Here is a 24,356-nt window from a genome sequence, read left to right as displayed (position 1 = left end):
CAGCGATGACCGGACAGCGAAGAGGGGCCCTCCGGCGAGGGCCCCTCCGGTGACGTGCGTCAGCCGCGCAGCTCGGCGTAGTACGCCTGGCAGGCTTCCCACGAGGGCAGCAGCCCCCGCGCCTCCGCCTCCGCCAGGGTCGGCGCCGCCGCGTCCTTCTCGGAGAGGACCGGCTCCACCGTCGTCGGCCACTCGATGCCCAGGTCGGGGTCGAGCGGGTTGATGCCGTGCTCACGCTCGGGGGCGTAGCCCTCGGAGCACAGGTAGACCACGGTCGCGTCGTCGGTCAGCGCCATGAAGGCGTGCCCGAGCCCCTCGGAGAGGTAGACGGAGTGGTGGTCCACGTCGTCGAGCCGTACGGCCTCCCACTGCTTGTACGTGGGGGAGCCGGTGCGGATGTCGACGATGACGTCCAGGACCGCGCCGCGCACGCACTTCACGTACTTGGCCTGGCTGGGCGGTACGTCGGCGAAGTGGACGCCGCGCAGGGTGCCGCGGCTGGAGACCGAGCAGTTGGCCTGGGCCAGGTTCAGCCGGTGGCCGGCGGCCTCGGCGAAGTCCGGTCCCTTGAACCACTCGTGGAAGCTGCCGCGCGCGTCCGGGAAGACCTTCGGCTCGTGGATCCAGGCGCCGGCGATGCCGAGCTGCCTCATGGCGTTCACATCCTTGGTGTGCTGTGTCGTGCGGTGTGTCCGGGGCGGGGCGGTGGTCAGCCGACGAACTTCGCCGCCAGCCGGCGGACCTTCTTGCGGGCGGAGGCGGGCAGCCTGCGCACGATCGGACCGCCGACCACGCGCAGCCTGCGGCGGACCGTCGCCTTGCGCCGCCTGGTCACCGTCGCGCGGACCAACTCCGCGTCCACAACCGGGAGTTCGCTGCCGAGCCGCAGTCGGCCGCCGCCGTTGACGGTCACCGGGCAGAGGTCGAGCGCGGGGTTCTTCTCCCCGTCCAGCCGCACGGAGGCCTGCCAGCGTCCGGCGGGCACGGTCACCCGCTCGGGCAGGAGGAGGTGGCTGCGGCCCTCTATCGGGACGACCTGGGCGGGCACCACGTGGGTGCGGCCGCCCTCGGCGGCCAGCACCAGCTCCGTCGTCAGCGGCGCGGTCGCCGGGCGGGCGAACACGTCGAGCCGCAGCTCCGGCCGGCTGCCGGGCATCCGCAGCAGCGGACGGCCCTCCAGGTACTCCGCCAGCTTCTTGCTGCGGCGGGCCACGTCGAGCGTGAGGTTGCCGTGCGGGTCGGTGAAGTACGGGATGACCGGGCGGGCCGGCGAGCCCAGCAGCGCCGGGCGGCACTCCGCGTCGACCTTCGGGTCGCGGTCGGCACCCAGGCGGGCCTTGCGGACCAGGCCGAGACCGCGGACCGGGACCCACACGTCCCAGAAGCCGCGAGAGACGGGACCGCGGCCCTTGGCGCCCTGCGGGTTGACCTGACCGGTGCCGCGCAGGACGACCTCGCAGGCGCCGTCGCCCAGGTCCTCGACGGCGGAGGTGAACTCCACCGCGCAGGGCCACTCGACGGCCGTCTCGCGGTTGCGCAGCGACATCTCGGCCCTGTACTCGTCCAACTCGTCGGTGACGTCGACCAGTTCGCCCTCGCCGAGCAGCCCGTCGGTGTACTCGGGGTGCAGGTAGAAGCGGTCGTCGCGGCGTAGCACCTTCAGCGGCTCGCCGTCCTCGCCCTGGGTGAGCCGGGCGGTGACGGTGACGGCCAGCTTGCCGTTCGGCTGCCACTTGACGTCTTCCAGGCGAGCCACGCCCTTGACCCCGCGGGCGAACTCGGCGAGCGTCAGCAGGCCCTGGCGGTCGTCGCGGCGCAGCAGCGTGGAGCGGATGCGGGAGATCGCGCCGAGCCCGTCGTGCACGCCGTCGCCCATGAAGTCCTTGGCCAGCGGCTGGATGGCGTCGACCATCTCGTCCAGATAGGCCTGCTCGTACTTCAGTACGTTGGGCTCGCTGAGCCGGCCGAGCATCTCCACCCGGTAGAAACGGCGAAGGAGCATGTCCCGGAATTCACCGGGCTCGGTGTTGGCGATGACGACGTCGAGGACCTCGCGGAGGTTTCCGTAATAGCCGGAAGGAATGGGCCTGGTGGAGCCCGCGTTCTTTCCGTCGTCGCGCTTCGAGTAGTAGTAGCAGGTGTAGCTGCCGAGAATGGAGACGACCTTCGCGGGGAAGTACGTCTCCATCATGTAGAGCTGGTCCTCCAGCCGCCGCTTTCCCTCGGGATAGGCGATGTTGTTCTCGCGGAGGAACTCGGTGCGGAACATCTTGTGCGGCGTGAGGCTGTCGTACAGGGGAGCGTCGTGGATGGTGCACTTCTCCCGGTCGACCCGGAAGACCCCGTGCGGCACACCTCGGAAGTTGCTGGCCACCTTGCCGATGACGATGTCCGACCCGTTGCGGTGACCCATCTCGTACAGCCGCCGCAGCGCGTCCGAGGCCAGGTAGTCGTCCTGGTCGACGAACTGGACGTACTCGCCCTTCGCCTCGCCCACGCCGATGTTCCGCGGCTTGCCCGGCCAACCCGAATTCGGTATGTGGACGACCCGGAAATGCGGGTGCCGCGCGGCAAGGGAATCCAGTTCGGCAGGGGTTTCGTCGGTCGACCCGTCATCGACGAAAATCACTTCGAACTCGTCGACGGAGAGGGTCTGCTTCAACAGCGAGTCGATGCAGGGCTGAATGTACTTTCCCGGGTTGTACACCGGGATGATGACGCTCACCTTGGTCGGCATCTGAGGAACCTGTTCTCCTGTCGGGTTAGCCCTGCGGGGTGGCTGTCACATGGACGTACGGTGGCCAAGATGTGTATGGCTGGAGTCACAGACTAGCCGTACTGCTTTGGGGTACAAGAGGGGGATTCGGACCCTCCGGTTCCACACCGGATCCCCTGTGATTCCGGGGCGGACCAGCCCGGTTTGACCAGGCCGCGAGCGGGCCCGTAGCCTAGACCGTCGGCGTGTCAGTACAGAGGCATGCCACATCCCCGTAAACCTCTTACCTTCCGGACGCCTCGGCGACCGGGAGAGGCTGTCCGTGTTCGTACCGGACAGCTGGCCTGCGGGGGTGCCGTTCTCCGAGCGAAAGAGAGATCCGCGTGTACGCCATCGTGCGCAGCGGTGGTCGCCAGCACAAGGTTGCTGTCGGCGACATCGTTGAGGTTGACAAGATTTCCACTGCCAAGGTTGGCGACACGGTCGAGCTCTCGACCCTGCTCGTTGTCGACGGCGACGCTGTGACCAGCGACCCGTGGGTGCTGGCCGGCATCAAGGTCCAGGCCGAGGTCGTGGACCACCACAAGGGCGTCAAGATCGACATCCTTCGCTACAAGAACAAGACCGGTTACCGCCGTCGTCAGGGCCACCGCCAGCAGTACACGGCGATCAAGGTCACTGAGATCCCCGCGGCTGCGAAGTAAGGGACTGAGGAGACATGGCACACAAGAAGGGCGCATCGTCCACCCGGAACGGTCGCGACTCCAATGCCCAGCGGCTCGGCGTGAAGCGCTTCGGCGGTCAGGTCGTCAACGCGGGTGAGATCCTGGTCCGCCAGCGCGGCACCCACTTCCACCCCGGCGCGGGCGTCGGCCGTGGCGGCGACGACACGCTGTTCGCGCTGAACTCGGGCGCGGTGGAGTTCGGCACCCACCGTGGCCGCAAGGTCGTGAACATCGTTCCGGTCGCCTGAAGCACCAGGCAGCTGATTCGGGCGACTGATTCAGGCGACTGATCGGAAGCTTTCGCGAGGCGGACCTCACTTCCCTGGTGGGAAGCGGGTCCGCCTTTCGCGTGTTAGTCAAGAGACACCGTTGTACGTAACTGGAGGCACATCCCATGACCACCTTCGTGGACCGCGTCGAGCTGCATGTCGCCGCGGGTAGCGGAGGCCACGGCTGTGCCTCCGTCCACCGTGAGAAGTTCAAGCCGCTCGGCGGCCCGGACGGCGGCAACGGCGGGCGGGGCGGGGACGTCATCCTCGTCGTCGACCAGTCCGTGACCACGCTGCTCGACTACCACCACTCCCCGCACCGCAAGGCGACCAACGGCAAGCCCGGCGAGGGCGGCAACCGCTCCGGCAAGGACGGCCAGGACCTGGTCCTGCCGGTACCGGACGGCACCGTCGTGCTCGACCGCGCGGGCAATGTGCTCGCCGACCTGGTCGGCCAGGGCACCTCGTACGTCGCCGCGCAGGGCGGCCGGGGCGGCCTGGGCAACGCGGCACTGGCCTCGGCCCGCCGCAAGGCCCCCGGCTTCGCGCTGCTCGGCGTGCCCGGCGACTTCCAGGACATCGTCCTGGAGCTGAAGACGGTCGCCGACGTCGCTCTGGTGGGCTACCCGAGCGCCGGCAAGTCCTCGCTGATCTCCGTGATGAGCGCGGCCAAGCCGAAGATCGCCGACTACCCCTTCACGACCCTGGTCCCGAACCTCGGTGTGGTGACGGCCGGCGACACCGTCTACACGATCGCGGACGTCCCGGGTCTGATCCCCGGCGCCAGCCAGGGCAAGGGCCTCGGCCTGGAGTTCCTGCGCCACGTCGAGCGGTGCAGCGTGCTCGTGCACATCCTCGACACCGCGACGCTGGAGTCCGAGCGCGACCCGATCTCCGACCTCGACATCATCGAGGAGGAGCTGAAGCAGTACGGCGGCCTCGACCGGCGCCCGCGCATGGTCGTCCTGAACAAGATCGACGTACCGGACGGCAAGGACCTCGCCGAGATGGTCCGTCCCGACCTGGAGGCCCGCGGCTACCGGGTCTTCGAGGTGTCGGCGGTCGCGCACACGGGACTGCGTGAACTCTCCTTCGCGCTCGCCGAGTTGATCGCCGAGTCGCGCGCCGCCAAGCCGCAGGAGGAGGCGACCCGGATCGTCATCCGCCCGAAGGCGGTCGACGACAGCGGCTTCACCGTCGTACCGGAGGAGGACGGTCTCTACCGCGTGCGCGGCGAGAAGCCCGAACGCTGGGTGCGCCAGACCGACTTCAGCAACGACGAGGCCGTCGGCTACCTCGCCGACCGCCTCAACCGCCTCGGTGTGGAAGACGCGTTGATGAAGGCGGGCGCCCGCTCCGGCGACGGCGTCGCCATCGGCCCCGAGGACAACGCGGTCGTCTTCGACTGGGAGCCGACCATGATGTCGGGCGCGGAGATGCTCGGCCGACGGGGCGAGGACCACCGCTTCGAGGCGCCGAGGCCTGCGGCGCAGCGGCGTCGGGATCGCGATGCGGAGAGGGACGAAGCGCTTCAGGAGTACGGCGACTTCGACCCGTTCGAGTAGGAGTACCGGGCGGGCTGTGGGGGTTAACGGCCGGGAAACTGGTGGCTTGTTCCGGGGCAACCCCTTTGCCCCGCGGTGAGTCGAACCGGGCAGCGCGGGCGAGGGAGTTGAGCCTCTCCGCGGTCAACTGCCTTCCAGATGCCTGGAGTCGACATGGCCGAATCCGTTCTTCCCAGCTCCCGTCGCGCGCTGGTCGTCGCGGTCGCCGTGCTCGCGGCGACCGCCACGACCTCTCTCGTGGCGCCGTCCGCCCAGGCCGCGCCCGTCGCGGCGAAGGTGCCGCAGGACTTCAACCGTGACGGCTACGCCGACCTCGCCGTGGCGGCGCCCGCGGCGACCGTCGCGGGCAAGGCGCAGGCCGGCTACGTCGCCGTGCTGTACGGGTCGAAGAACGGGCTGACCACCTCGGGCCGCAAGGTGTTCACGCAGAACAGCGCCGGTGTGCCCGGCACCCCGGAGCAGGGCGACCGCTTCGGCAGCGCCCTCACCACGGCCGACATCGACCGGGACGGATACCTCGACCTGGTCGTCGGCGTCGGCGGCGAGGACACCACGAAAGGCACCGACTCCGGCCTGGTGGAGGTTCTCTGGGGTGGCGCCCACGGCCTGTCGGGCGGGACCTCGCTCATAGCCGGCGCGAGCGCGCACGACGGACTCGGCGCGCAGGGGCGGCTGATCGCGGCGGACATCGACGGCGACGGCGCGAGTGACGTCGTGACCGTACGAAACCAGCGCGACCTCTCCGTGCTGCGCGGCCCCTTCGCCCGCGACGGCTCAGGGATCTACGCGGGCCAGGTGGTGAAGGACCCGTACAACAGCCGCGTCCTCGACCTCGCCGCCGGTGACATCAACGGCGACGGCATCACCGACCTCGTCGCCGCCGAGAACGACGCCGAGGAGTTCGACTCCCGGCGGATCGTCTACTGGCTGGGCACCGGGCAGGGCCTCACCCCGTTCACCCTCGTCTACGACGTCGACGGCGCCGGCCTCCAGGGCGGTGAGAACCTCGACGTCGGGGACGTGAACCGGGACGGCTACGCCGACATCGTGATCGGGCGGGCCGTCGACGGGTACGACAGCGACCTCATGCACAACTGGGTCAAGGGCGGCCGGATCGGCTGGATCCCGGGCACCGCGGAGGGGCCCGACGGAGTGGCGGCCACGTTCTTCTGGCAGGACACCCCCGGCGTGCCCGGCACCGCGGAGAAGGGCGACCGCTTCGGCACCGACGTCCAGATCGCCGACGTCGACGGCGACGGCTACCCCGACGTCGTCACCGGCGTGCCCGGCGAGGACCTCGGCTCCGTCGCGGACGCCGGTTCGGTCGTGGTCCTGCGCGGCACGGCCGCCGGCCTGACCGGGGCCGGCGCGCGGTCGGTCTCGCAGAACACCGCCGGCGTGCCCGGGACCGGCGAGAAGGGCGACGACTTCGGGCGGGCCCTGCACCTCGGGGACGCCGACCACGACGGGAAGGCCGATCTGGTCGTCGGCTCGCCGGGCGAGAACGGCGAGGCCGGTTACGTCTGGTCGTTCCGATCGGGTGCGAGCACCGTCGTGTCGCCGGGCGGAACGATCTCCTTCGGCAACACTCTCCTCGGCACCACCGGCACGAAGGCGAGGTTCGGCTCGGGATTCGCGTACTGACCGTCTGTGGACCGATCGGCCCCGTGCCGACTGTCTGCCTGGTTGTCATGTGCACGAGCGTCTCTGTTCAACGGGTGGACCGCCCGCCTGCGTGAGCCTCTAGGTGTCCAAGAGGCCAGACAGGCAAGGGAGTTCACCCGTGACCGGAGCAGTCTCGCCTGACCGGCGCCGATTTCTGACCACCGGGGCCGCCGTTCTCGGCGCCGCCGCCTCCGCCCAGCTCTGGCTGCCCGGTACCGCCCGGGCTGCCGAAGTCCCGCTGCCCGAAGGGGTGTTCAGCCTCGGGGTCGCCTCCGGGGATCCGCTGTCCGACGGGGTCGTGCTGTGGACCCGGCTCGCCCCGGACCCACTGCACGGCGGCGGCATGCCGGACCGCGTGGTCGAGGTGGAGTGGGAGATCGGGGAGAGCGAGTGGCTCGGCAAGCCGGTGCGCCGGGGCGTCGCCCTGGCCCGGCCCGAGTACGGGCACAGCGTCCACGTGGATGTACGCGGACTGCGCCCGGGCCGCGTGTACTGGTACCGCTTCCGGGCGGGCGGTCAGCTCTCGCGCACCGGCCGCACCCGTACCGCCCCCGCGCCGCAGAGCACCGGCGGCTCGCTGCGGGTCACCCTCGCGTCCTGCCAGAACTGGCAGAACGGCTACTTCACGCCGTACGCCGACATGCTCGCCCAGGACCCCGACGTCGTGCTCTTCGTCGGCGACTACATCTACGAGTCGGTGCCCGCCTCCACGGGGCCGCGCCGGCACGAGGGCACGGGGGAGCCGTACACCCTGGTCCAGTACCGCAACCGGTACGCGCAGTACCGCAGCGACCCCGACCTCGCCGCGATGCACGCGAACGCCCCCTGGGTGGTCACCTTCGACGACCACGAGGTCGACAACGACTTCGCCGGCGAGATCCCGCAGGACCCCGACAAGCAGACGCACGACGCCTTCGTGGCCCGGCTGACCGCGGCGTACCAGGCGTACTACGAGCACATGCCGGTGCGCGCGAGCGCCGTGCCGAGCGGGCCGCACATCCAGATGTACCGGCGCCTGGAGTTCGGGCGGTTGGCCCGGCTGAACGTCCTCGACACCCGGCAGTTCCGCAGCAACCAGGCGACCAGCCAAGCCGGCGCCCAGGACCCGTCGTCGACCATGCTGGGCGCGAAGCAGAAGCGGTGGCTGCTCGACGGGCTGCACGGCTCGCCCGCCCGCTGGAACCTGATCGCCTCGCAGATCATGATGGCCGAGACCGACCTCCAGGTCGGCGAGGGCAAGCTCTGGTACTACGACGCCTGGGACGGCTACCAGGCCGAACGCAACGCGCTTATGGGGGAGTTCGCGCGCGTCCGCAACCCCGTCGTGCTCACCGGCGACCGCCATCTGACGATGGTCAGCGACCTGAAGAGGGACTTCGCCGACCCGCGGTCCGCCGTGGTGGGCGCCGAGTTCGTGGGCACGTCCATCTCCAGCAACGGCGACCAGAACCAGGCCGCCTTCCACACCGAGTGGGACCCGCGCATGCCGGACAACCCGCACTGGAAGCTGATCGACGCCCACCGCGGCTACCACCTCTTCGACATCCGGCACGACGGCATCGACGCGCAGGTGAGAGTGGTCGACACGGTCCTGAGTCCGCGGGCGACGCCGAGCACGCTGGGCCGGCTGCGGGTGGAGGCGGATCGGCCGGGGGTCGGGCTGGTGTGACCTTCGTAGGAGGGGAGCCGTATGAGGGAGACCTGGGGCTCATCCGCGTCCCAGGCATCTCTCAGTCCAATCTCAGGTACTCCTCTTACCCTCCGTTAACCATGGAGATCGACTGTACGAACGATGACGACAGGGTGAACGGCGGGCCCGCAGGCGTCGCCCCGGCCCCGCTGCCCGCCGGCACCCGGCTGCTGCACATAGGTCCGCACAAGACGGGGACCACCTCGATCCAGGGCGCGTTGTTCGCCGCGAAGGACCAACTCCCTTCGCACGGGGTGGTGTTCCCGGCGAGCACCCGACATCCGATGGAGGCCGCGCTGGCCGCCTGTGCCCGGCCGGCGATGATGGGCGACACCGCGCCGACCGACAAGCACTGGACGCGGCTGCTCGACCAGGTGGCGGCCGCCAAGACGCGCACCGCGGTGGTGAGCAGCGAGTTCTTCGCCGACGCCGAGGACGGGGCGACCGTACGACGGATCGTGGAGCAGCTCGGCGGGGAGCGCGTGCACGTCCTGGTCACCCTCCGCCCGCTGGCCAGGATCATGCCCTCGCAGTGGCAGCAGTACGTGCAGAACGGGCTGCGCATGGGCTACGAGGACTGGCTGGAGCACATGCTGCGCAAGGCCCCGTACGAGAAGCCCAACCCCAGCTTCTGGCGCCGGCACCGGCATGACCGGCTGGTGGAGCGGTGGGCCGGGGTGGTCGGTCCGGAGCGGGTCACCGTCGTCGTGGTGGACGACGCGGACCGGGAGGGGCTGATGCGGACCTTCGAGGCGCTGCTCGGGCTGCCCGCGGGGTTGCTGCGGCCGGTTCCGGACGCGGCGAATCGTTCCCTTACCCTCGCCGAGACCGAAATGCTGCGGAATCTTAATATGGAATTCCGCGGCAATGGACTTCCCGACGAGCTGTATTCCAAGCTCGTGCGCAACGGCGCCGTGATGCATATGAAGAACTCGTGCGCTCCCTCGCCCGAGGACGTGAAGATCGCCACCCCGGGCTGGGCCCTGGACGCGGCCGCCGGGATCGGCGCCGAGATGGCCGGCCGGATCGGCGCGCTGGGCGTACGCGTGATCGGTGATCCGGACATCCTCTCGGCCCGGCCGAAACCGCCCCCCTGGGAGCCGCCGGCCGAGCCGCGGATCGCGCCCGAGGTGGCTGCCCAGGCGCTCTACGGCGTGCTCGCCGCCGCCGCCGCGGTGCCGGTCAGACACACCGCGCCGGCGAAGGCGCGCACGGTTCACCAGACGTCCTCCAAGGAACTCGTGAAGGTGCTCGGCCATCGCTGCCTGAAGAAGCTGCGGCGCCACTGAGGCGCACGCGTCACCGCGGGCGTCACCCACAGGCGTCACGCTGAGTGGATTTCAGGCCCCTGTGGAGTTACTCACAGCAATAAGGCGGGAACCCGGACAGGGATTCCCGCGTCACCAGCAGTGCAAGGTGAATGGCAGGTAGCGGGCACATATGCAGCGAACGGCGCTCGCCTTGCACTGCGGTTACCGCAAGTGGGACCATTTCAAGGTTCCCAATCGCCCAAGGTAGGTCCTCTGTGTCCCAGCACATAGCCAAGCCCCGTACCACCGCAGTGATCCTGGCCGGTGGTACCGGCCAGCGCGTGGGTCTGTCGATCCCCAAGCAGCTGCTGAAGATCGCCGGCAAGGCAGTCATCGAGCACACCCTCACCACCTTCGAGAGGGCTGACTCGATCGACGACATCATCGTGCTGATGGCGCCGGGATACGTGCCCGACGTCGAGAAGATCGTCGCCAAGGCCGGCTTCACCAAGGTCAAGAGGATCATCGAGGGCGGCTCCACGCGGAACGAGACCACCGAGCGCGCCATCGAGGCCCTCGGCGAGGGCCTGGCCGAGGGCGAGGACCTGAACGTCCTCTTCCACGACGCCGTGCGCCCGCTGCTGTCACGGCGCGTGATCGACGACTGCGTGGTCGCCCTGGAGCGTTTCCAGGCCGTCGACGTGGCCATCCCGTCCGCGGACACGATCATCGTGACCCGCACGCACGGCGACGACGGCGAGTTCATCACCGAGATCCCGGACCGCTCCCGGCTGCGCCGCGGCCAGACCCCGCAGGCCTTCAAGCTGTCCACGATCAAGCGCGCCTACGAGGTCGCCGCCGGTGACCCCAACTTCCAGGCCACGGACGACTGTTCGGTCGTGCTCAAGTACCTGCCGGACGTGCCGATCCACGTCGTCGCGGGCGACGAGTACAACATGAAGGTCACCCAGCCCGTCGACGTCTTCATCGCCGACAAGCTCTTCCAGCTCGCCTCCACCGCCACGCCCGACCAGATGGACGAGGCGACCTACCGCGAGCTGCTCACCGGCAAGACGGTCGTCATCTTCGGCGGCTCCTACGGCATCGGCAAGGACATCGCCGCGCTCGCCGAGTCCTACGGCTCCAAGGTGTACGCGCTGGGCCGCTCCACCACCGGCACCCACGTGGAGAACCCGGAGGAGGTCGACGACGCGCTGTCCAAGGCGTACGCGGAGACCGGCCGGATCGACTACGTCGTGAACACCGCGGGCGTGCTGCGCATCGGCAAGCTCGCCGAGACCGACAACGCGACCATCGAGGAAGCGCTCAAGGTCAACTACCTGGCGCCGGTGCAGATCGCTCGTTCGGCGTACAAGTACCTGGCCGAGACCAAGGGCCAGCTGCTGCTGTACACCTCCAGCAGCTACACCCGGGGCCGCGCCGAGTACAGCCTCTACTCCTCGACCAAGGCCGCCATGGTGAACCTCACCCAGGCCCTGTCCGACGAGTGGGCCGGTGACGCCATCCGGGTCAACTGCGTCAACCCCGAGCGCACCGCGACGCCCATGCGCACCAAGGCCTTCGGCCAGGAGCCGTCGGGCAGCCTGCTGTCCTCCGAGGCCGTCGCGCGCACCTCGCTCGACGTGCTGCTGTCCGAGCTGACCGGGCACGTCATCGACGTCCGCCAGCAGGACCCGACGGCGGGCGCCGCGCAGGCCTCCGGCTTCGAGGCGGCGCTGGCCTCGGTGCTCGACCGTCAGGACGGCGTGTAATAATTGGCGCCAATTCTTCTTCGTCGGTAATTCAGGCCTCTGAGACTGCTCGTTAACCGGGCGTTCGCGGAGGCCTGAATCCGTACCTCCGGCGAATTGCCACCGAATTACCACAAACCCTGCGCACCCCCAGACCAGACGGCACTCCCTCGCAGAGCAGGTTCTCAGTGATATCCACCGCTATTCGCGTCGCCCGGGTGGGCAGCGCGGCCGAGCTGGCCGCGGCGGCCCTGATGATGCTGGGCTACCCGGCCCTCATGCTGGCCGCGCTCGTCCCGAACGTGTACGCCTTCGCGGCCGCCGCCGCCGTGACGTACCTGGCGGACCACTATCTGCACCGCAAGGGCAGCTACCTCGTCAACCGGCTCAGCAAGGTCCGCGCCGGCCTGTCGATCCGCTTCCTGATCAGGCAGCTCCTGCTGATCCTGCTGCTGGCCCGCATGGACCTCGCGGACAACCTGATCTACTACGGCGCCATAGCGTGCTTCATCGCGTTCTACGGCCTCCAGGCCCCGCACGGCGCGCTGGTCACGCTGATCCGCAACCGCCGCCGGATGCCGGTCGCCACCCGCAACGTCGACCTCAAGTCGCGCATCCGCATCCCGGACGCCCCGCCGCCCTTCCTGCTGAACCGCTCGGCCGAGAAGATGCTCCACCTCGACCTCTTCGCCGTCATCGGCATCCTGGTCTCCTGCGCCGCGGACAACTCCGTCGCCGGCTTCGTCGGCATCGGCGTCACCCTGCTCCTGGGCTCCCTCTACGTCCTCGCGCTGGTGCCCTTCGTCCGCGGCAGCAAGATCCCGCCGAACGCGGACAAGGTGCTGGCCGCCGTCGACGAGTGGCTGCGCGACTACCGGCCCGAGACGGTGCTGTACTTCTCCGGCTCCAAGGAGTCCACCTACCAGGTCAACATGTGGCTGGAGACCATGGAGGAGCTGGACTCCAAGCCGCTGATCATCCTGCGCGAGCGGGTCATACTGCAGACCCTGGCGCCCACCACGGTCCCCGTCATCTGCGTGCCCGGCGGTGTGCACCTGATGAACATGGACCTGAACACCGTGCGCGTCGCCCTGTACGCGGCGAACGTCGGCAAGAACATCCACCTGCTGCGCGTGCCCACCATGAAGCACGTCTTCATCGGCCACGGCGACAGCGACAAGCTGGCCAGCGTCAACCCGTTCAGCAAGGTCTACGACGAGGTGTGGACCGCGGGCCGGGCCGGCCGCGACCGCTACGCCATCGCCGACGTCGGCGTCCGCGACGAGGACATCGTGGAGGTCGGCCGCCCGCAACTGGCACCGATCCAGACCCGGCAGGGTGCGATCGAGGGCCGCATCCCGACCGTCCTGTACGCGCCCACCTGGGAGGGCTGGGACGGCGACCCCGGCAACACCTCCCTCGTGCTGGCCGGCGAGAACATCGTGAAGAAGCTGATCAAGGCCGACCCGCCGGTCCGCGTCCTCTACAAGCCGCACCCCTTCACCGGCACGGTCTCCGCCGCGGCCGGCGGCGCGCACCGGCGCATCACGGCCCTGGTCGAGAAGGCCGCCCTCCAGCGCACCACCGACCCCCGCTTCACCGCCGACACGGCCGCGCAGGAGGCGGCGAAGGCCGACCTGGCGCGGATCGAGGCCCGGATCGCCGAGCTGTCCGGCACCGGCGGCGAGAAGGGCGACGAGGCCGAGGCCACCCGCGACGGCGTGGTCGACGTCGAGAAGCACGCGGAGGTCGCCCGGCTGCGCGCCGAGTGGAACGACGCCTACTGGCGCTCCTTCGGCAGCTTCGAGCACCGGGTCGTCACGGGCGCCGAGCCGCGCCTGTACGACTGCTTCAACGTGTCCGACGCGATGGTCTCCGACATCTCCAGCGTGGTCTCCGACTTCATCGCGAGCGGCAAGCCGTACGCGGTCACGGACTCCGCCGAACTGGGCGTGGAGGAGTTCAAGCGGCAGAACACCGCGGTGCGCGCGGCCGTGATCCTCTCCAACAAGGCCGCCGAGCTGGGCGAACTGCTGGCCGCCGTCCGCGACCCGGCCGCCGACAAGCTGGCGGCGGACCGCAAGGAACTCAAGCAGTACCTGCTCGGCCCGGACGAGCCGACCTCCATCGAGCAGTTCAACACCGCGGTGGCGGACCTGGCCCTGAAGGCCGGCACCCGCAACCTCGGCCAGGAGTCCCGCAACGCGGCCGGTGTCCCCGGCGCGGACGAGCTCTCCGACGCCTTGTCGGCGCCACAGCCACCTACGCCCACCGTGTGAAAAAGGTGAGAAGGGCCCGGTTTTCGCGGAGCGACCGTCGAAAACCGGGCTCTTTTACGTATCTCCAGGCAACCGTCCCGGCCGGTGGTCCGTCTTGCAGGTGTCGAGCGGATCGACCAGAGGGAAACAACCCGTGACCAAGGAGAGACGTGACCGTGGCGCAGCCTGATGTGAGCGTGATCATCGGGGCGTACGAGGCGATGCCGTACCTGGAGGAGTGCCTGGCCTCCGTCGAGGCGCAGAGCATCGACCCGGCGCGCGTCGAGGTCATCGCGGTCGACGACGGTTCCGCGGACGGCACGGGAGAGTGCCTGGAGGCCTTCGCGGCCCGGGCACCGATGCAGGTCACCGTGATCCGCCAGGACAACTCAGGCGGCCCCAGCGGCCCGCGCAACGTGGGCCTGGGCAAGGCCGCCGGGCGCTACGTCTTCTTCCTCGACGCGGACGACCGGCTCGGCACCGAGGCGCTGGAGCGGATGGTCGCGGCGGCCGACCGCAACCGCACGGACGTGGTCCTGGGCCGCGTCGAGGGCATCAACCGCAAGCCGCCTCAGGTGATGTGGGGGCAGAGCTTCGACCGCACCGACGTCTTCTCCTCCAACATCAAGTTCACGCTGAGCGCGCAGAAGCTGTTCCGCCGGGAGTTCCTGGAGCGGCACGGCATGCGCTTCGACGAGTCGCTGTGGACCGGAGAGGACGCGCTGTTCACCATGGAGGCGTACCTGCGCGCCGACGGCGTCTCCGTGATCGCCGACTACACCTGCTACTACCTGGTGGGCCGCGACGACGGCAAGCACGTGACGAAGACCGGGAGTTACATCCTGCGCTTCGACTCCGCGCGCGCCCTGATGAACCTGATCGCCGCGTACGTGCCCCCGGGGGAGCGGCGGGACGCGCTGCTGGTGAGGCCCTTCCTGGTGACGCTGTTGCCGCAGTTCGGCGTCAAGTACCTGAGGAACAGCGAGAAGGTCAGGCGGCACAAGTTCGAGCTGGCGAAGCCGCTGATGGAGGAGTACTGGAGCGAGGGCATCGCCGCCCGGCTCCGGGTCGAGGAGCGCCTGAGACTGCACCTGGTGGCCGAGCGGCGGCCCGAACTCCTGCTGCCCGTCATCGAATTCGTACAGGAGAAGCAGGAGCCGGCCAAACTCCTGGAGCACAAGGGGCACCATCTCTACTTCGGCTACCCGTACTTCCGCGACGCGGAGGTGGGCATACCCGACTGGATATACCTCGCCGCCCCGCGCGAGGCCCGCGGGTTCCCCGGCTACCGCGAGCACTCCGTCTCCTCGGTGCTGAAGCGGGCCGCCAAGAAGGCCCGCAGGGTGCTCGCACCCCCGAGCCGGACGGCCCCGGCCGCGTGACAACGACAACGGCCGTACAGCCAGGGGCTGTACGGCCGTATCGCTGCCGGTGTTCCTACTTGCCCGACTGCAGCGCCCGGCGGATCGGGCGGGCCACCACGCGGCGGGCCCGGCGGTAGACGGACGGTGTGGCGACCGCCTTCGTCGCCGCCGGCTTGGCCGCCTTGGCCGCGCCGCGGGCCAGCTCCCGCTTCAACTGGGCGTTGTCCAGCGACAGTTCGGCGATACGGCTCTGCAGCCAGCCGAACCGGGAGGTCAGCGAGGAGATGTCCGCGTCGTTCCAGGGGCGGATGCCGGCCGGGAAGGACAGCTCCTTCATGCGGGCGTCGTGGGCCGCGCCACCGTCGCCGTGCGTGAAGGTGTTCTCCAGGCCGTTGCGGTCCAGGAACCCGGTGAACCGCTCGAAGCGCTCCTGGTGGTTGCCGATCAGACCGCTGAAGTCGGCCTCCGCGTACAGCGTGGCCGGGTCCGCGGCCTCGGGGTGCTCGCGCAGCTTGTCCATCCGGCGGTGCGGGATCTCGAAGTAGCGGCACAGCTCCAGCGTCCGCGAGTCGCTGCACAGCACCGTGGCGGGCGTCCCCGCGAGCAGCGCCGCGATGTTGCCGTGGATGCGGGAGCCGAAGGAGAAGTCGTAGTCGCGCAGGTCGTCGACCCAGGTGATCGGGTCGATGTAGACGCGGGCCTTGTCCTCCCGGTACATCGGGTGGTCCGGGTGGGTCGGCATCGCGGTCACCGCCGCGTTCGGGTGGGACAGGTCCCGCCAGTGCAGCTGCTGCGCGTCGCTGAGGTTCTGGCCGATGAAGGTCAGGTGCGGGTAGCGGGCGTGGGCGCGGGCGATGACCTTGTCCAGGCCCTGCTTCTGCACCGCGTTGTGCGAGCCGTTGACCGCGATCCGGGACTCGGTGGTGAGTTCCGCCACACCCTTCCGGACGGTCAGCTCCTTGCCGTACATGAACAGCGAGGGGCAGCCGATCAGTTCGACGTCCTGGAAGCCCAGGTCGCGCAGGTACTTCTCGGTGAACTCACCGCGCACCCCGATGGAGGCGCTGTGGTCGAGGACGGCGGAGACGAAGGCGCGCACCGTCTCCTCCATCGGCTTCAGCCGCGCCGCGTTGTAGTTCAGGCCCGCCTGCGCGCCGATGCCCAGCACCACGACCGGGATCTTGAGCCTGGATATCAGCCGGGTCAGGCGCTGCAACTGCTGCTCGAAGGAGGGCCGGAACGCGTTGGCGAGGGGCACGACGAAGGCGTCGTACTCCGCGTTGATACGGTCCGCCGCCGCGATGTCGGTCCTGATCCCGTTCGAGACGACCTCGGTGTCCGGCGTCTGCAGGATCTTGTGGGAGGCGTCGCTGAAGATCAGGTTGCCCGAGTTTGTGGCGAAGACGTCTTCGTGGAGGGCCTTTTCGACCGGCACGACGTCGTACGGGCTCTTGCCCGACCTGAGGAGTATGCGCTTCACGCGGCGAACTGTAGGGGGCACGGAGTTCACCTTATGTTTATGTTGCCTTTAATTTCTATAAGCAACCAGTGCAACCTTTTTGCCGTGAGCGGGGCGTGAGGATGCCGTTACGCGACGGTGTCCGGAGACTGGAATGCCCGCGCGCCGGGAAGCCCTGTTCGCGTAGATTGCCGGGCGGTGCAGCCGGAATGTGCGAGGGGACGGACGAGCAAGGTGGCAGGGGCAAGGCAGGCCGTGGCGCAAGCCCGCAGGATCGTCGTCAAAGTCGGCTCCTCGTCGCTGACCACCGCGGCGGGCGGCCTGGACGCCGACCGGGTGGACGCGCTCGTCGACGTCCTGGCCAAGAGTCGCGGGGAAGGGGAGCGGGAGGTCGTCCTCGTCTCCTCCGGAGCCATCGCCGCCGGCCTCGCCCCGCTGGGCCTGCGCCGCCGCCCCCGGGACCTGGCCCGCCAGCAGGCCGCCGCCAGCGTCGGCCAGGGCCTCCTGGTCGCCCGCTACACCGCCTCCTTCGCCCGCTACGGCGTCCGCGTCGGACAGGTCCTGCTGACCAGCGACGACATGAGCCGTCGCGCCCACCACCGCAACGCCTCCCGCACCCTCGACAAGCTGCTCGCGATGGGCGCGCTGCCCGTCGTCAACGAGAACGACACCGTCGCCACCGACGAGATCCGCTTCGGCGACAACGACCGCCTCGCCGCCCTCGTCGCCCACCTCGTCCACGCCGACCTCCTGGTCCTGCTCTCCGACGTCGACGGCGTCTATGACGGCGACCCCAGCAGGCCCGGCACCTCGCGGATAGCGGAGGTCCGCGTGCCCGAGGACCTCGCGCACGTCGACATCGGCTCCGCGGGCAAGGCGGGCGTCGGCACCGGCGGCATGGTCACCAAGGTCGAGGCGGCCCGGATCGCCGCCGCCGCGGGCATCCCCGTGGTGCTGACCAGCGCGGTGCACGCGGCCGAGGCGCTGTCCGGCGGCGACACCGGCACGTACTTCCACGCCACCGGCAAGCGCTCCGCCGACCGTCTGCTGTGGCTCCAGCACGCCTCCACCCCGCAGGGCTCGATCACCCTGGACGACGGCGCGGTCCGGGCGGTCGTGGAGCGGCGCAGCTCGCTGCTGCCGGCCGGGATCGCCTCCGTCGAGGGCGAGTTCAGCGCCGGGGACCCGGTCGAGCTGCGTGACTCCGCCGGGCGCGCGGTGGCCCGGGGGCTCGTCAACTTCGACGCCAAGGAGATCCCCCAGCTGATCGGACGTTCGACGCGGGAGCTCGCGCGCGAGCTGGGTGCCGCGTACGAGCGCGAGGTCGTACACAGGGACGACCTCGTCGTCCTGCACCCGTAATTGGGCCGAAACGTCCGCCCCCCGGTGGTGGACGTTCCGCAAAAGTGCCACGCGGCGGCCCCCGGCCTGCTCAACTTTGTCCCAGGGACACAATCCGCGCGAGCACCGCTCGACCTTTGGTGAAGGAGGCCGTCGTGAGACGAGTGCGCCCCGGGGCCGCCTCCCGCGCGACCGGCGAGGAGCGGGCCCTGACCAGCGTCGCGGCCGGCGAGCGGTACACGGAGCCGGCGGACCTGCCCCGGCTGTGGCACATCACGCTCAGCGTCTCCGGCGACGAGACCCCGCTCACCGAGGTGCGCCGGGGCCTGGAGCAGCTCGCCCACGACCACCCCTTCCTGCTGACCAGCCGCTACGCCAACGACCACGCGGAGATCCGCTACTGGGAGGAGGCGCGCGACCTGCACGACGCGGCCGCCGTCGCGCTGCGCCTGTGGGGCGAGCACCGCCAGACCGCCAAGCTGCCGCCCTGGGAGATCGTCGGCCTGGAGGTCATCGACCGCCAGACCTACCACCAGCGCCTCGCCGAGGGATACGGCCCACCGCCCGCCAGCCCGGTGGGGGTTCACCCCTTTTGAGCCCGTCTCGGGGTATGGGATACGCGCTGGACGCACCCGTCCGGAGCATTACGCTGCGGGCATGACCACGCTTTCGCCGTACGACTCCATGTCCCCGGTCACCCGGGCCGCCTACCGCGCCAAGTCCGCCGCCGCCGACCTCGCCCCGCTGCCGCGCGCGGACAAGGACGACGCGCTGCTCGCCGTCGCGGACGCGCTGGAGGTCCGCACGAGCGAGATCGTCGAGGCCAACGCCAAGGACATCGCCAGGGCCCGGGCGGCCGGCACCAGCGAGACGGTCATCGACCGCCTCACCCTCACCCCGGAGCGGGTGCGCGCCATCGCCTCCGACGTACGGGACGTGGTCGCGCTGCCCGACCCGGTCGGCGAGGTCGTCCGCGGTTCGACCCTCCCGAACGGCATCGACCTGCGCCAGGTCCGCGTCCCCCTCGGCGTCGTCGGCATCATCTACGAGGCCCGCCCGAACGTGACGGTCGACGCCGCCGCCCTCTGCCTGAAGTCCGGCAACGCGGTCCTGCTGCGCGGCTCCGCCTCCGCCTACGAGTCGAACACCGCCCTCGTGCGGGTGCTGCGGGACGCCGTCGGCGGCGCGGGCCTGCCCGCCGACGCCGTGCAGCTGGTGCCCGGGGAGAGCCGCGAGAGCGTGCGCGAGCTGATGCGCGCCCGCGGCCTGGTCGACGTCCTCATCCCGCGCGGCGGCGCCTCCCTGATCCAGACCGTCGTCACCGAGTCCACGGTCCCCGTGATCGAGACCGGCGTCGGCAACTGCCACGTCTACGTCGACGCCCACGCCGACCTCGACATGGCGATCGACATCCTGATCAACTCCAAGGCCCAGCGGCCCAGCGTCTGCAACGCCGCCGAGACCCTCCTGGTCCACCAGGACATCGCCGCCGAGTTCCTGCCGCGCGCCCTGGACGCCCTCGCCGAGGCCGGGGTCACCGTGCACGCCGACCCGCGGGTGCTGGCGTACGCGAAGGACTCCGAGGCGACCGTCGTCGAGGCCACCCCGGAGGACTGGGACACCGAGTACCTCTCCTACGACATCGCCGCCGCCGTGGTGGACTCCCTCGACAAGGCCGTCGAGCACATCCGGCTGTGGAGCTCCGGGCACACCGAGGCGATCGTCACCACCTCGCAGCAGGCCGCCCGCCGCTTCACCCAGTTGGTCGACTCCACCACGGTCGCCGTGAACGCCTCCACGCGCTTCACCGACGGCGGCCAGTTCGGCTTCGGCGCGGAGATCGGGATCTCCACCCAGAAGCTGCACGCCCGGGGCCCCATGGGCCTGCCGGAGCTGACCAGCACCAAGTACATCGTCACCGGCGACGGCCACATCCGGCGCTGAGCAGGTCATCGGCCGGCCGCCGACCGGGCGTCTCAGCAGGCGGATGAATTTCCGTACCGTCTGCCCAAATTGACCCCCCAGGTCTACTCTGGAGAGGTGCCGGAGGACGTGGGGGGCACGCCGTTCCCTGACGGCTGGGAGCCCGACGACGACCACGACCGCGGAATGTCGGACGAAGAGTTCGCATCCGTGGTCTTCGACGAGGCCTTCGTACGGGCGGCCGTGGTGCACGAGCCGACCGCCGTCGAACGCCTGCTCGCCGCCGCCCAGGCCAGAGCCGAGGCCTCCGAGGCGGAAGCCCGCCGGGCGCACGGCACGGGCGAGCACTACGACGACGGGTACGCCGACGGCCGCACCGGTTTCGGCCAAGATCCCGAACTCGACGACCTGGACGACACCGACGACCCGCAGGGCTGGGAGCGTCGCTACGGCGCCCCGGGGACGTACGGCAAACAGGTCCGCTGGCATCGTCCCGTCGCCTGGATGCTCGCCCTCGTGATGGGGATCGGCATGGTCGCGCTGGCCTTCTCGGCGGTCTACCGGGGAGCCTCCTCGGGCGGCAGCCGCGACCGGGTGCCGGCGCCCGCCTCGACCGGTCTGGAGCAGGGCAGCGCACCGCCGCCGTCCGCGTCCGCCGACTACTCCCAGCCACCCGTCCCGGTGATCCCGCGCACGCCCTGACCGGCCCCCGGCCGCCGGTGTGCGGTCCTGGTGAGAACCTGTCAGAAGTTGTCGCACATCAGGGCGTTTACCTGAGCCTCCCGAGACCTACCCTGAAGATATGGGCGGGCCTGGAAACCCACCTGAGGGGACTCCCGAGGGCGCCCCCGGAGGTGGCGAGGACGAATACCGATCCGTCGTCTTCGACGAGTCGTTCGTCCGTGCTGCCCGCCTCCAGGAGTTCTCCGCGCAGGAGCGCATCGCCGACCACGCGCCCGCCGTCCGCCGCCGCCCCCCACTGCGCCGGGGCCTGTCCCGGCAGGCGCTGGTCCTGGTCCTGCTGATCGCCGTCGCCTTCGGCACCGCGATCTACATGGGCGTACGGCACCCCTACCAGTCACCCGCGACCGCGCAGCCCGTCGAACCCCTGCGGATGACCGTCATCCCGCTCGCCCCGCAGACCGAGGTGCCCGGCGCGGCCGACCCCGAGTCGCTGTACGCGCACAGCCCCGCCGCGCAGTACCTCGTCGGCGCCGAGGGCATCCCGCTGCCCGCCTCGCGGCGCACCGCGCACTTCTCGGACAGCCAGGTCGTCACCGCGCTGACCACGGCCAAGGACTATCTCGTACGGTCCTCGCTCTACCCCGACGTGCTCAGCGGACAGGACGTACGTCCCGTCCGGGTCATCCTCGACGGCGCCCAACTCGACCAGTTCGACCAGAGTTTCGAGCACCCGACCGCGGACGGGCGGCACGCGCCCACCGGGTGGCTGGTTCGCTTCGACGCGCGCGAGGCGCAGCTCGCCGACCAGAGGATCCGGGTCCAGGGCACGCTCCAGGCCGCCGAGACGGACTCCGCCACCCTCGAGGTCACCGCCGACCACACCTTCGTCTACGCCCTCCGCCCGGCCGGTGCCGACGCCAGGACCCCGGCCTCGCTCTTCACCGTCCGGCGCGAGCTGCAGTTCCGCTTCGACCGTGACGATCTGCGCCTTCACCAGGCCCAGTTGGTCGTCTCCTACGTCCAGGCGGGCCCCCTGTCCTGCGCCGAGGACTCCACCAACCACCTCCACCCGCTGCTGGCCGGCCAGACCGCGAAGGCGGGCGGCCCGGCGGGCACGAACCCGTACGCCACGGGCAGCGCGACGGCGCTGTGCGGGACGCTGGCCACGAGCGCCCAGCCGCGGGTGTAGCTGCGCGGGTTCACGGCGTGAGGGCCGGCAGAACGCTCCTGCCGACCCCCTGACCGTCTGTTCCGTGGCCCTCCGTCAGTCGCCGTCCCGGGGCGGGGTGTCGGTCGGCGGCTGCTCCGTGGGCGGGGTGCCGTTGGCCGGGCCGTCCGCCGAGCCGTTTCCGCCCGGGGCCGAGGTGCCGAAGCCGCCGAAGCCGCGGCGGACCCGGCCGCCCAGGTCGCCGGCGCCGCCCGCGATGTCGCTGACGAGCTTCATCAGCGGGTCCTTCGAGGTCTTCACGTTGGTCGCGTAGCTCGCGGCGGACTCGCGGAAGGAGTCCGTCACCGAGGTGTTCTTGTCCTCGTCACGGCGCGGGTAGTGGCCGTCCATCAGCCGCTGGAAGTCGCGGGACTCGGCCCACTTCTTCAGCTCGGCCGCACGGACCGTGGTGAAGGGGTGCGTGCGCGGCAGCACGTTCAGGATCTTCAGCACCGAGTCGCGCAGGTCGCCGCCGGCCTCGTACTCCTCGGCCTGCTTCAGGAAGGCGTCCACGTTCATCTCGTGCAGGTGGTTGCCGCCCGCGATCTTCATCAGGCCGCGCATCGAGGCCGTCACGTCCTGGCCGACCAGCAGGCCCGCCCGGTCCGCCGACAGCTCCGACTTGCGGAACCACTCGCGCAGCGCCGTCACGATCGCCATGATCGCCACGTTGCCCAGCGGGATCCAGGCGACCCGGAGCGCGAGGTTGGTCAGGAACAGCAGGATCGTGCGGTACACCGAGTGACCGGACAGCGCGTGGCCCACCTCGTGGCCGACGACCGCCCGCATCTCCTCCTCGTCGAGCAGCTCGACCAGGCCGGTGGTGACGACGATGATCGGCTCGTCCAGGCCGATGCACATCGCGTTGGGCTGCGGGTCCTGGCTGACGTACATCGGCGGGACCTTCTCCAGGTCCAGGATGTAACACGCGTCCCGCAGCATGTCGTTGAGGTGGGCGAACTGCTGGTCCGAGACCCGCACGGAGTCGGACAGGAACAGCAGCCTGAGACTGCGCTCGGGCAGCAGCCCGCTGAGCGCCTTGAAGACCGTGTCGAAACCGCTGAGCTTGCGCAGCGCCACCAGGGCGGAGCGGTCGGCCGGGTGCTCGTACGCCCGAGAGGAGATCCCCGGGAAACGCCTGCGCTGCCTGCTCGGCACGTTCTCGTGTCCGTTGTGCTCTTGGCTGTCGTCGGACATGTCTTCCCCCAGCTGCCTGTGAGTGGCCCTTTGCTGACCCTTGTGCGGTCCTTTGCGCCCCCGAAGCCGGTCCCAGCCTAGGCGGAGTTACGGTGGACGGGCACTACACCGAAGGAGTCCCCGCATGCCGCACAACCCCCCGGCCGCCTGGCTCACCGATGCCGCGAGCGCGGCCGAGCAGCAGGGCGCCGGGAATCTGCTCCGGGTCGTACTGATCGTGATGATGCTGGGCTGTGTGCTGACCGCGTGGTTCCTGCTGCGTGGCTACAAGCGGAAAGACGACTGAGAGCCGTCCGGAGTTCCCTCCGGCCCCTTCCCGGGTTCCCCAACGGCTTCCCGGGTTCCCCAACGGCGGAGTCGGCGTGATCGCCGCCCGGCCGCCCGCTTACCATGGGCCCGACATCTCTGTCCGCCCACACCGGATTGGTCCTGCCGAAGATGAGCTTCCACAGCACCGCAGCCCAGTTGGCCACGCTCGCAGCCGAGGGCGAGGAGCACGGCGGCAACCACGAGAGCCTCAGCCCCTACGTGACCGGTGGCGGCGCCTTCGTCATCCTGATGCTCCTGCTGTGGATCACCACCCGCTTCAACCGTGACCGCTGAGCGGCCGGACGGAGTTCTCAGGCCGGGCCGGTAGGGTCTGCACGCATGGGAGAGCAGGACATGCCTACCGGTCCCGGCAACGCGCCGTCGACCCCCGGCAAGCGCCGTCTCGGCGTCATGGGCGGAACGTTCGACCCGATCCACCACGGGCACCTCGTGGCGGCCAGTGAGGTCGTCGCGCAGTTCGCCCTGGACGAGGTGGTGTTCGTCCCGACCGGCCAGCCGTGGCAGAAGACCCACCGCGACGTCTCACCGGCCGAGGACCGCTATCTGATGACGGTCATCGCGACCGCGGAGAACCCCCAGTTCTCGGTGAGCCGCATCGACATCGACCGCGGCGGCCCGACCTACACCGTGGACACCCTGCGCGACCTGCGCGCGCTCAACCCGGACGCGGACCTCTTCTTCATCACCGGCGCCGACGCCCTGGGCCAGATCCTCACCTGGCGCGACTCGGAGGAGCTGTTCTCCCTCGCGCACTTCATCGGCTGCACCCGGCCGGGCCATCAACTGACCGACCGCGGACTCCCCGAGGGCGGTGTCTCTCTCGTGGAGGTTCCCGCGCTCGCCATCTCCTCGACGGACTGCCGTGCGAGAGTCGCCAAGGGAGACCCCATCTGGTACATGGTGCCGGACGGAGTCGTGCGCTACATCGACAAGCGCGAGCTGTACGGCGGCGAGTGAGCCGA

The 24,356-nt window shown here is 70.1% G+C and carries 21 protein-coding genes; 17 read left to right on the top strand and 4 right to left on the bottom strand.

Going from position 1 to position 24,356, the window contains the following annotated elements:
• Positions 1-59 precede the first annotated feature (59 nt).
• Both rfbC and ACIQI8_RS14525 read right to left on the bottom strand, forming a co-directional pair.
• Entirely contained in the window at positions 60-653 is a 594-nt protein-coding gene (gene rfbC / locus ACIQI8_RS14530; protein ID WP_402349116.1) for a dTDP-4-dehydrorhamnose 3,5-epimerase, read from the bottom strand.
• Between the two features lie 56 nt (positions 654-709).
• Entirely contained in the window at positions 710-2,737 is a 2,028-nt protein-coding gene (locus tag ACIQI8_RS14525; protein WP_402349114.1) for a glycosyltransferase family 2 protein, read from the bottom strand.
• A 362-nt stretch (positions 2,738-3,099) separates the two neighbouring features.
• On the opposite strand from ACIQI8_RS14525, the gene rplU reads away from it, so the two are divergent.
• The 9 genes from rplU (at position 3,100) to ACIQI8_RS14480 (ending at position 15,271) form a co-directional block, all read left to right on the top strand.
• On the top strand, positions 3,100-3,420 hold the full coding sequence (gene rplU / locus ACIQI8_RS14520; RefSeq protein WP_007381993.1) for a 50S ribosomal protein L21: 321 nt from the start codon (positions 3,100-3,102) through the stop codon (positions 3,418-3,420).
• Positions 3,421-3,434: 14 nt separating this feature from the next.
• Positions 3,435-3,689, top strand: a complete 255-nt coding sequence (rpmA, locus tag ACIQI8_RS14515; protein ID WP_401720996.1) for a 50S ribosomal protein L27 — start codon at positions 3,435-3,437, stop codon at positions 3,687-3,689.
• A 146-nt stretch (positions 3,690-3,835) separates the two neighbouring features.
• Positions 3,836-5,275 carry a GTPase ObgE gene (gene obgE, locus ACIQI8_RS14510; protein WP_402349110.1) on the top strand — a complete coding sequence of 480 codons (1,440 nt, stop codon included), beginning with the start codon at positions 3,836-3,838 and terminating at the stop codon, positions 5,273-5,275.
• 153 nt (positions 5,276-5,428) lie between these two features.
• Positions 5,429-6,919 carry an FG-GAP and VCBS repeat-containing protein gene (locus ACIQI8_RS14505; RefSeq protein ID WP_402349107.1) on the top strand — a complete coding sequence of 497 codons (1,491 nt, stop codon included), beginning with the start codon at positions 5,429-5,431 and terminating at the stop codon, positions 6,917-6,919.
• Positions 6,920-7,058: 139 nt separating this feature from the next.
• The gene (locus ACIQI8_RS14500; protein WP_402349104.1) at positions 7,059-8,609 is read left to right on the top strand and encodes an alkaline phosphatase D family protein; all 1,551 of its coding nucleotides are present in this window, start codon (positions 7,059-7,061) and stop codon (positions 8,607-8,609) included.
• A gap of 101 nt (positions 8,610-8,710) precedes the next feature.
• Positions 8,711-9,919 carry a hypothetical protein gene (locus ACIQI8_RS14495; RefSeq protein WP_402349101.1) on the top strand — a complete coding sequence of 403 codons (1,209 nt, stop codon included), beginning with the start codon at positions 8,711-8,713 and terminating at the stop codon, positions 9,917-9,919.
• A gap of 236 nt (positions 9,920-10,155) precedes the next feature.
• The gene (locus ACIQI8_RS14490; protein WP_402349098.1) at positions 10,156-11,652 is read left to right on the top strand and encodes an SDR family NAD(P)-dependent oxidoreductase; all 1,497 of its coding nucleotides are present in this window, start codon (positions 10,156-10,158) and stop codon (positions 11,650-11,652) included.
• A 167-nt stretch (positions 11,653-11,819) separates the two neighbouring features.
• Positions 11,820-13,910, top strand: a complete 2,091-nt coding sequence (locus tag ACIQI8_RS14485) for a hypothetical protein (RefSeq protein WP_402349095.1) — start codon at positions 11,820-11,822, stop codon at positions 13,908-13,910.
• A gap of 149 nt (positions 13,911-14,059) precedes the next feature.
• Positions 14,060-15,271 (top strand): glycosyltransferase family 2 protein, encoded by a 1,212-nt coding sequence (locus ACIQI8_RS14480; RefSeq protein WP_402349092.1) that lies wholly within the window; start codon positions 14,060-14,062, stop codon positions 15,269-15,271.
• Between the two features lie 55 nt (positions 15,272-15,326).
• Here ACIQI8_RS14480 and ACIQI8_RS14475 read toward each other — a convergent pair whose 3' ends face one another.
• Positions 15,327-16,733, bottom strand: a complete 1,407-nt coding sequence (locus ACIQI8_RS14475; RefSeq protein ID WP_402349089.1) for a polysaccharide pyruvyl transferase family protein — start codon at positions 16,731-16,733, stop codon at positions 15,327-15,329.
• Positions 16,734-16,967: 234 nt separating this feature from the next.
• Here ACIQI8_RS14475 and proB point away from each other — a divergent pair, with 234 nt between their 5' ends.
• The 5 genes from proB to ACIQI8_RS14450 all read left to right on the top strand — a co-directional run bounded on the left by proB (position 16,968) and on the right by ACIQI8_RS14450 (position 21,849).
• The gene (gene proB / locus ACIQI8_RS14470; RefSeq protein ID WP_402349085.1) at positions 16,968-18,074 is read left to right on the top strand and encodes a glutamate 5-kinase; all 1,107 of its coding nucleotides are present in this window, start codon (positions 16,968-16,970) and stop codon (positions 18,072-18,074) included.
• A 134-nt stretch (positions 18,075-18,208) separates the two neighbouring features.
• Positions 18,209-18,649 carry a hypothetical protein gene (locus ACIQI8_RS14465; protein WP_401720971.1) on the top strand — a complete coding sequence of 147 codons (441 nt, stop codon included), beginning with the start codon at positions 18,209-18,211 and terminating at the stop codon, positions 18,647-18,649.
• Between the two features lie 61 nt (positions 18,650-18,710).
• Positions 18,711-19,997 carry a glutamate-5-semialdehyde dehydrogenase gene (locus ACIQI8_RS14460; protein ID WP_402349081.1) on the top strand — a complete coding sequence of 429 codons (1,287 nt, stop codon included), beginning with the start codon at positions 18,711-18,713 and terminating at the stop codon, positions 19,995-19,997.
• Positions 19,998-20,066: 69 nt separating this feature from the next.
• Positions 20,067-20,678, top strand: a complete 612-nt coding sequence (locus ACIQI8_RS14455) for a hypothetical protein (protein WP_402349078.1) — start codon at positions 20,067-20,069, stop codon at positions 20,676-20,678.
• Positions 20,679-20,778: 100 nt separating this feature from the next.
• Positions 20,779-21,849 carry a hypothetical protein gene (locus ACIQI8_RS14450; RefSeq protein WP_402349075.1) on the top strand — a complete coding sequence of 357 codons (1,071 nt, stop codon included), beginning with the start codon at positions 20,779-20,781 and terminating at the stop codon, positions 21,847-21,849.
• A 75-nt stretch (positions 21,850-21,924) separates the two neighbouring features.
• On the opposite strand, the gene ACIQI8_RS14445 is transcribed toward ACIQI8_RS14450, so the two are convergent.
• Complete coding sequence (locus ACIQI8_RS14445) at positions 21,925-23,064, bottom strand: M48 family metallopeptidase (RefSeq protein ID WP_402349072.1); 1,140 nt, start codon at positions 23,062-23,064, stop codon at positions 21,925-21,927.
• Between the two features lie 124 nt (positions 23,065-23,188).
• Here ACIQI8_RS14445 and ACIQI8_RS14440 point away from each other — a divergent pair, with 124 nt between their 5' ends.
• From ACIQI8_RS14440 to nadD, 3 genes are all read left to right on the top strand, one after another.
• Positions 23,189-23,350, top strand: a complete 162-nt coding sequence (locus ACIQI8_RS14440; protein ID WP_185146190.1) for a hypothetical protein — start codon at positions 23,189-23,191, stop codon at positions 23,348-23,350.
• A 152-nt stretch (positions 23,351-23,502) separates the two neighbouring features.
• A complete protein-coding gene (locus tag ACIQI8_RS14435; protein ID WP_402349069.1) occupies positions 23,503-23,667 on the top strand; it encodes a hypothetical protein in 165 nt (54 codons plus the stop codon).
• A gap of 45 nt (positions 23,668-23,712) precedes the next feature.
• Positions 23,713-24,351, top strand: coding sequence for a nicotinate-nucleotide adenylyltransferase (gene nadD / locus ACIQI8_RS14430; protein ID WP_402349066.1), 639 nt, complete (start codon positions 23,713-23,715; stop codon positions 24,349-24,351).
• Positions 24,352-24,356: the final 5 nt, after the last annotated feature.

Origin of the sequence: Streptomyces sp. NPDC092369, assembly GCF_044755245.1 — a bacterium.
In the GTDB taxonomy this organism is placed as follows: domain Bacteria; phylum Actinomycetota; class Actinomycetes; order Streptomycetales; family Streptomycetaceae; genus Streptomyces.
Note: the sequence above shows the minus strand (reverse complement) of the source record. Positions and strands in the feature narration are given on the sequence as shown.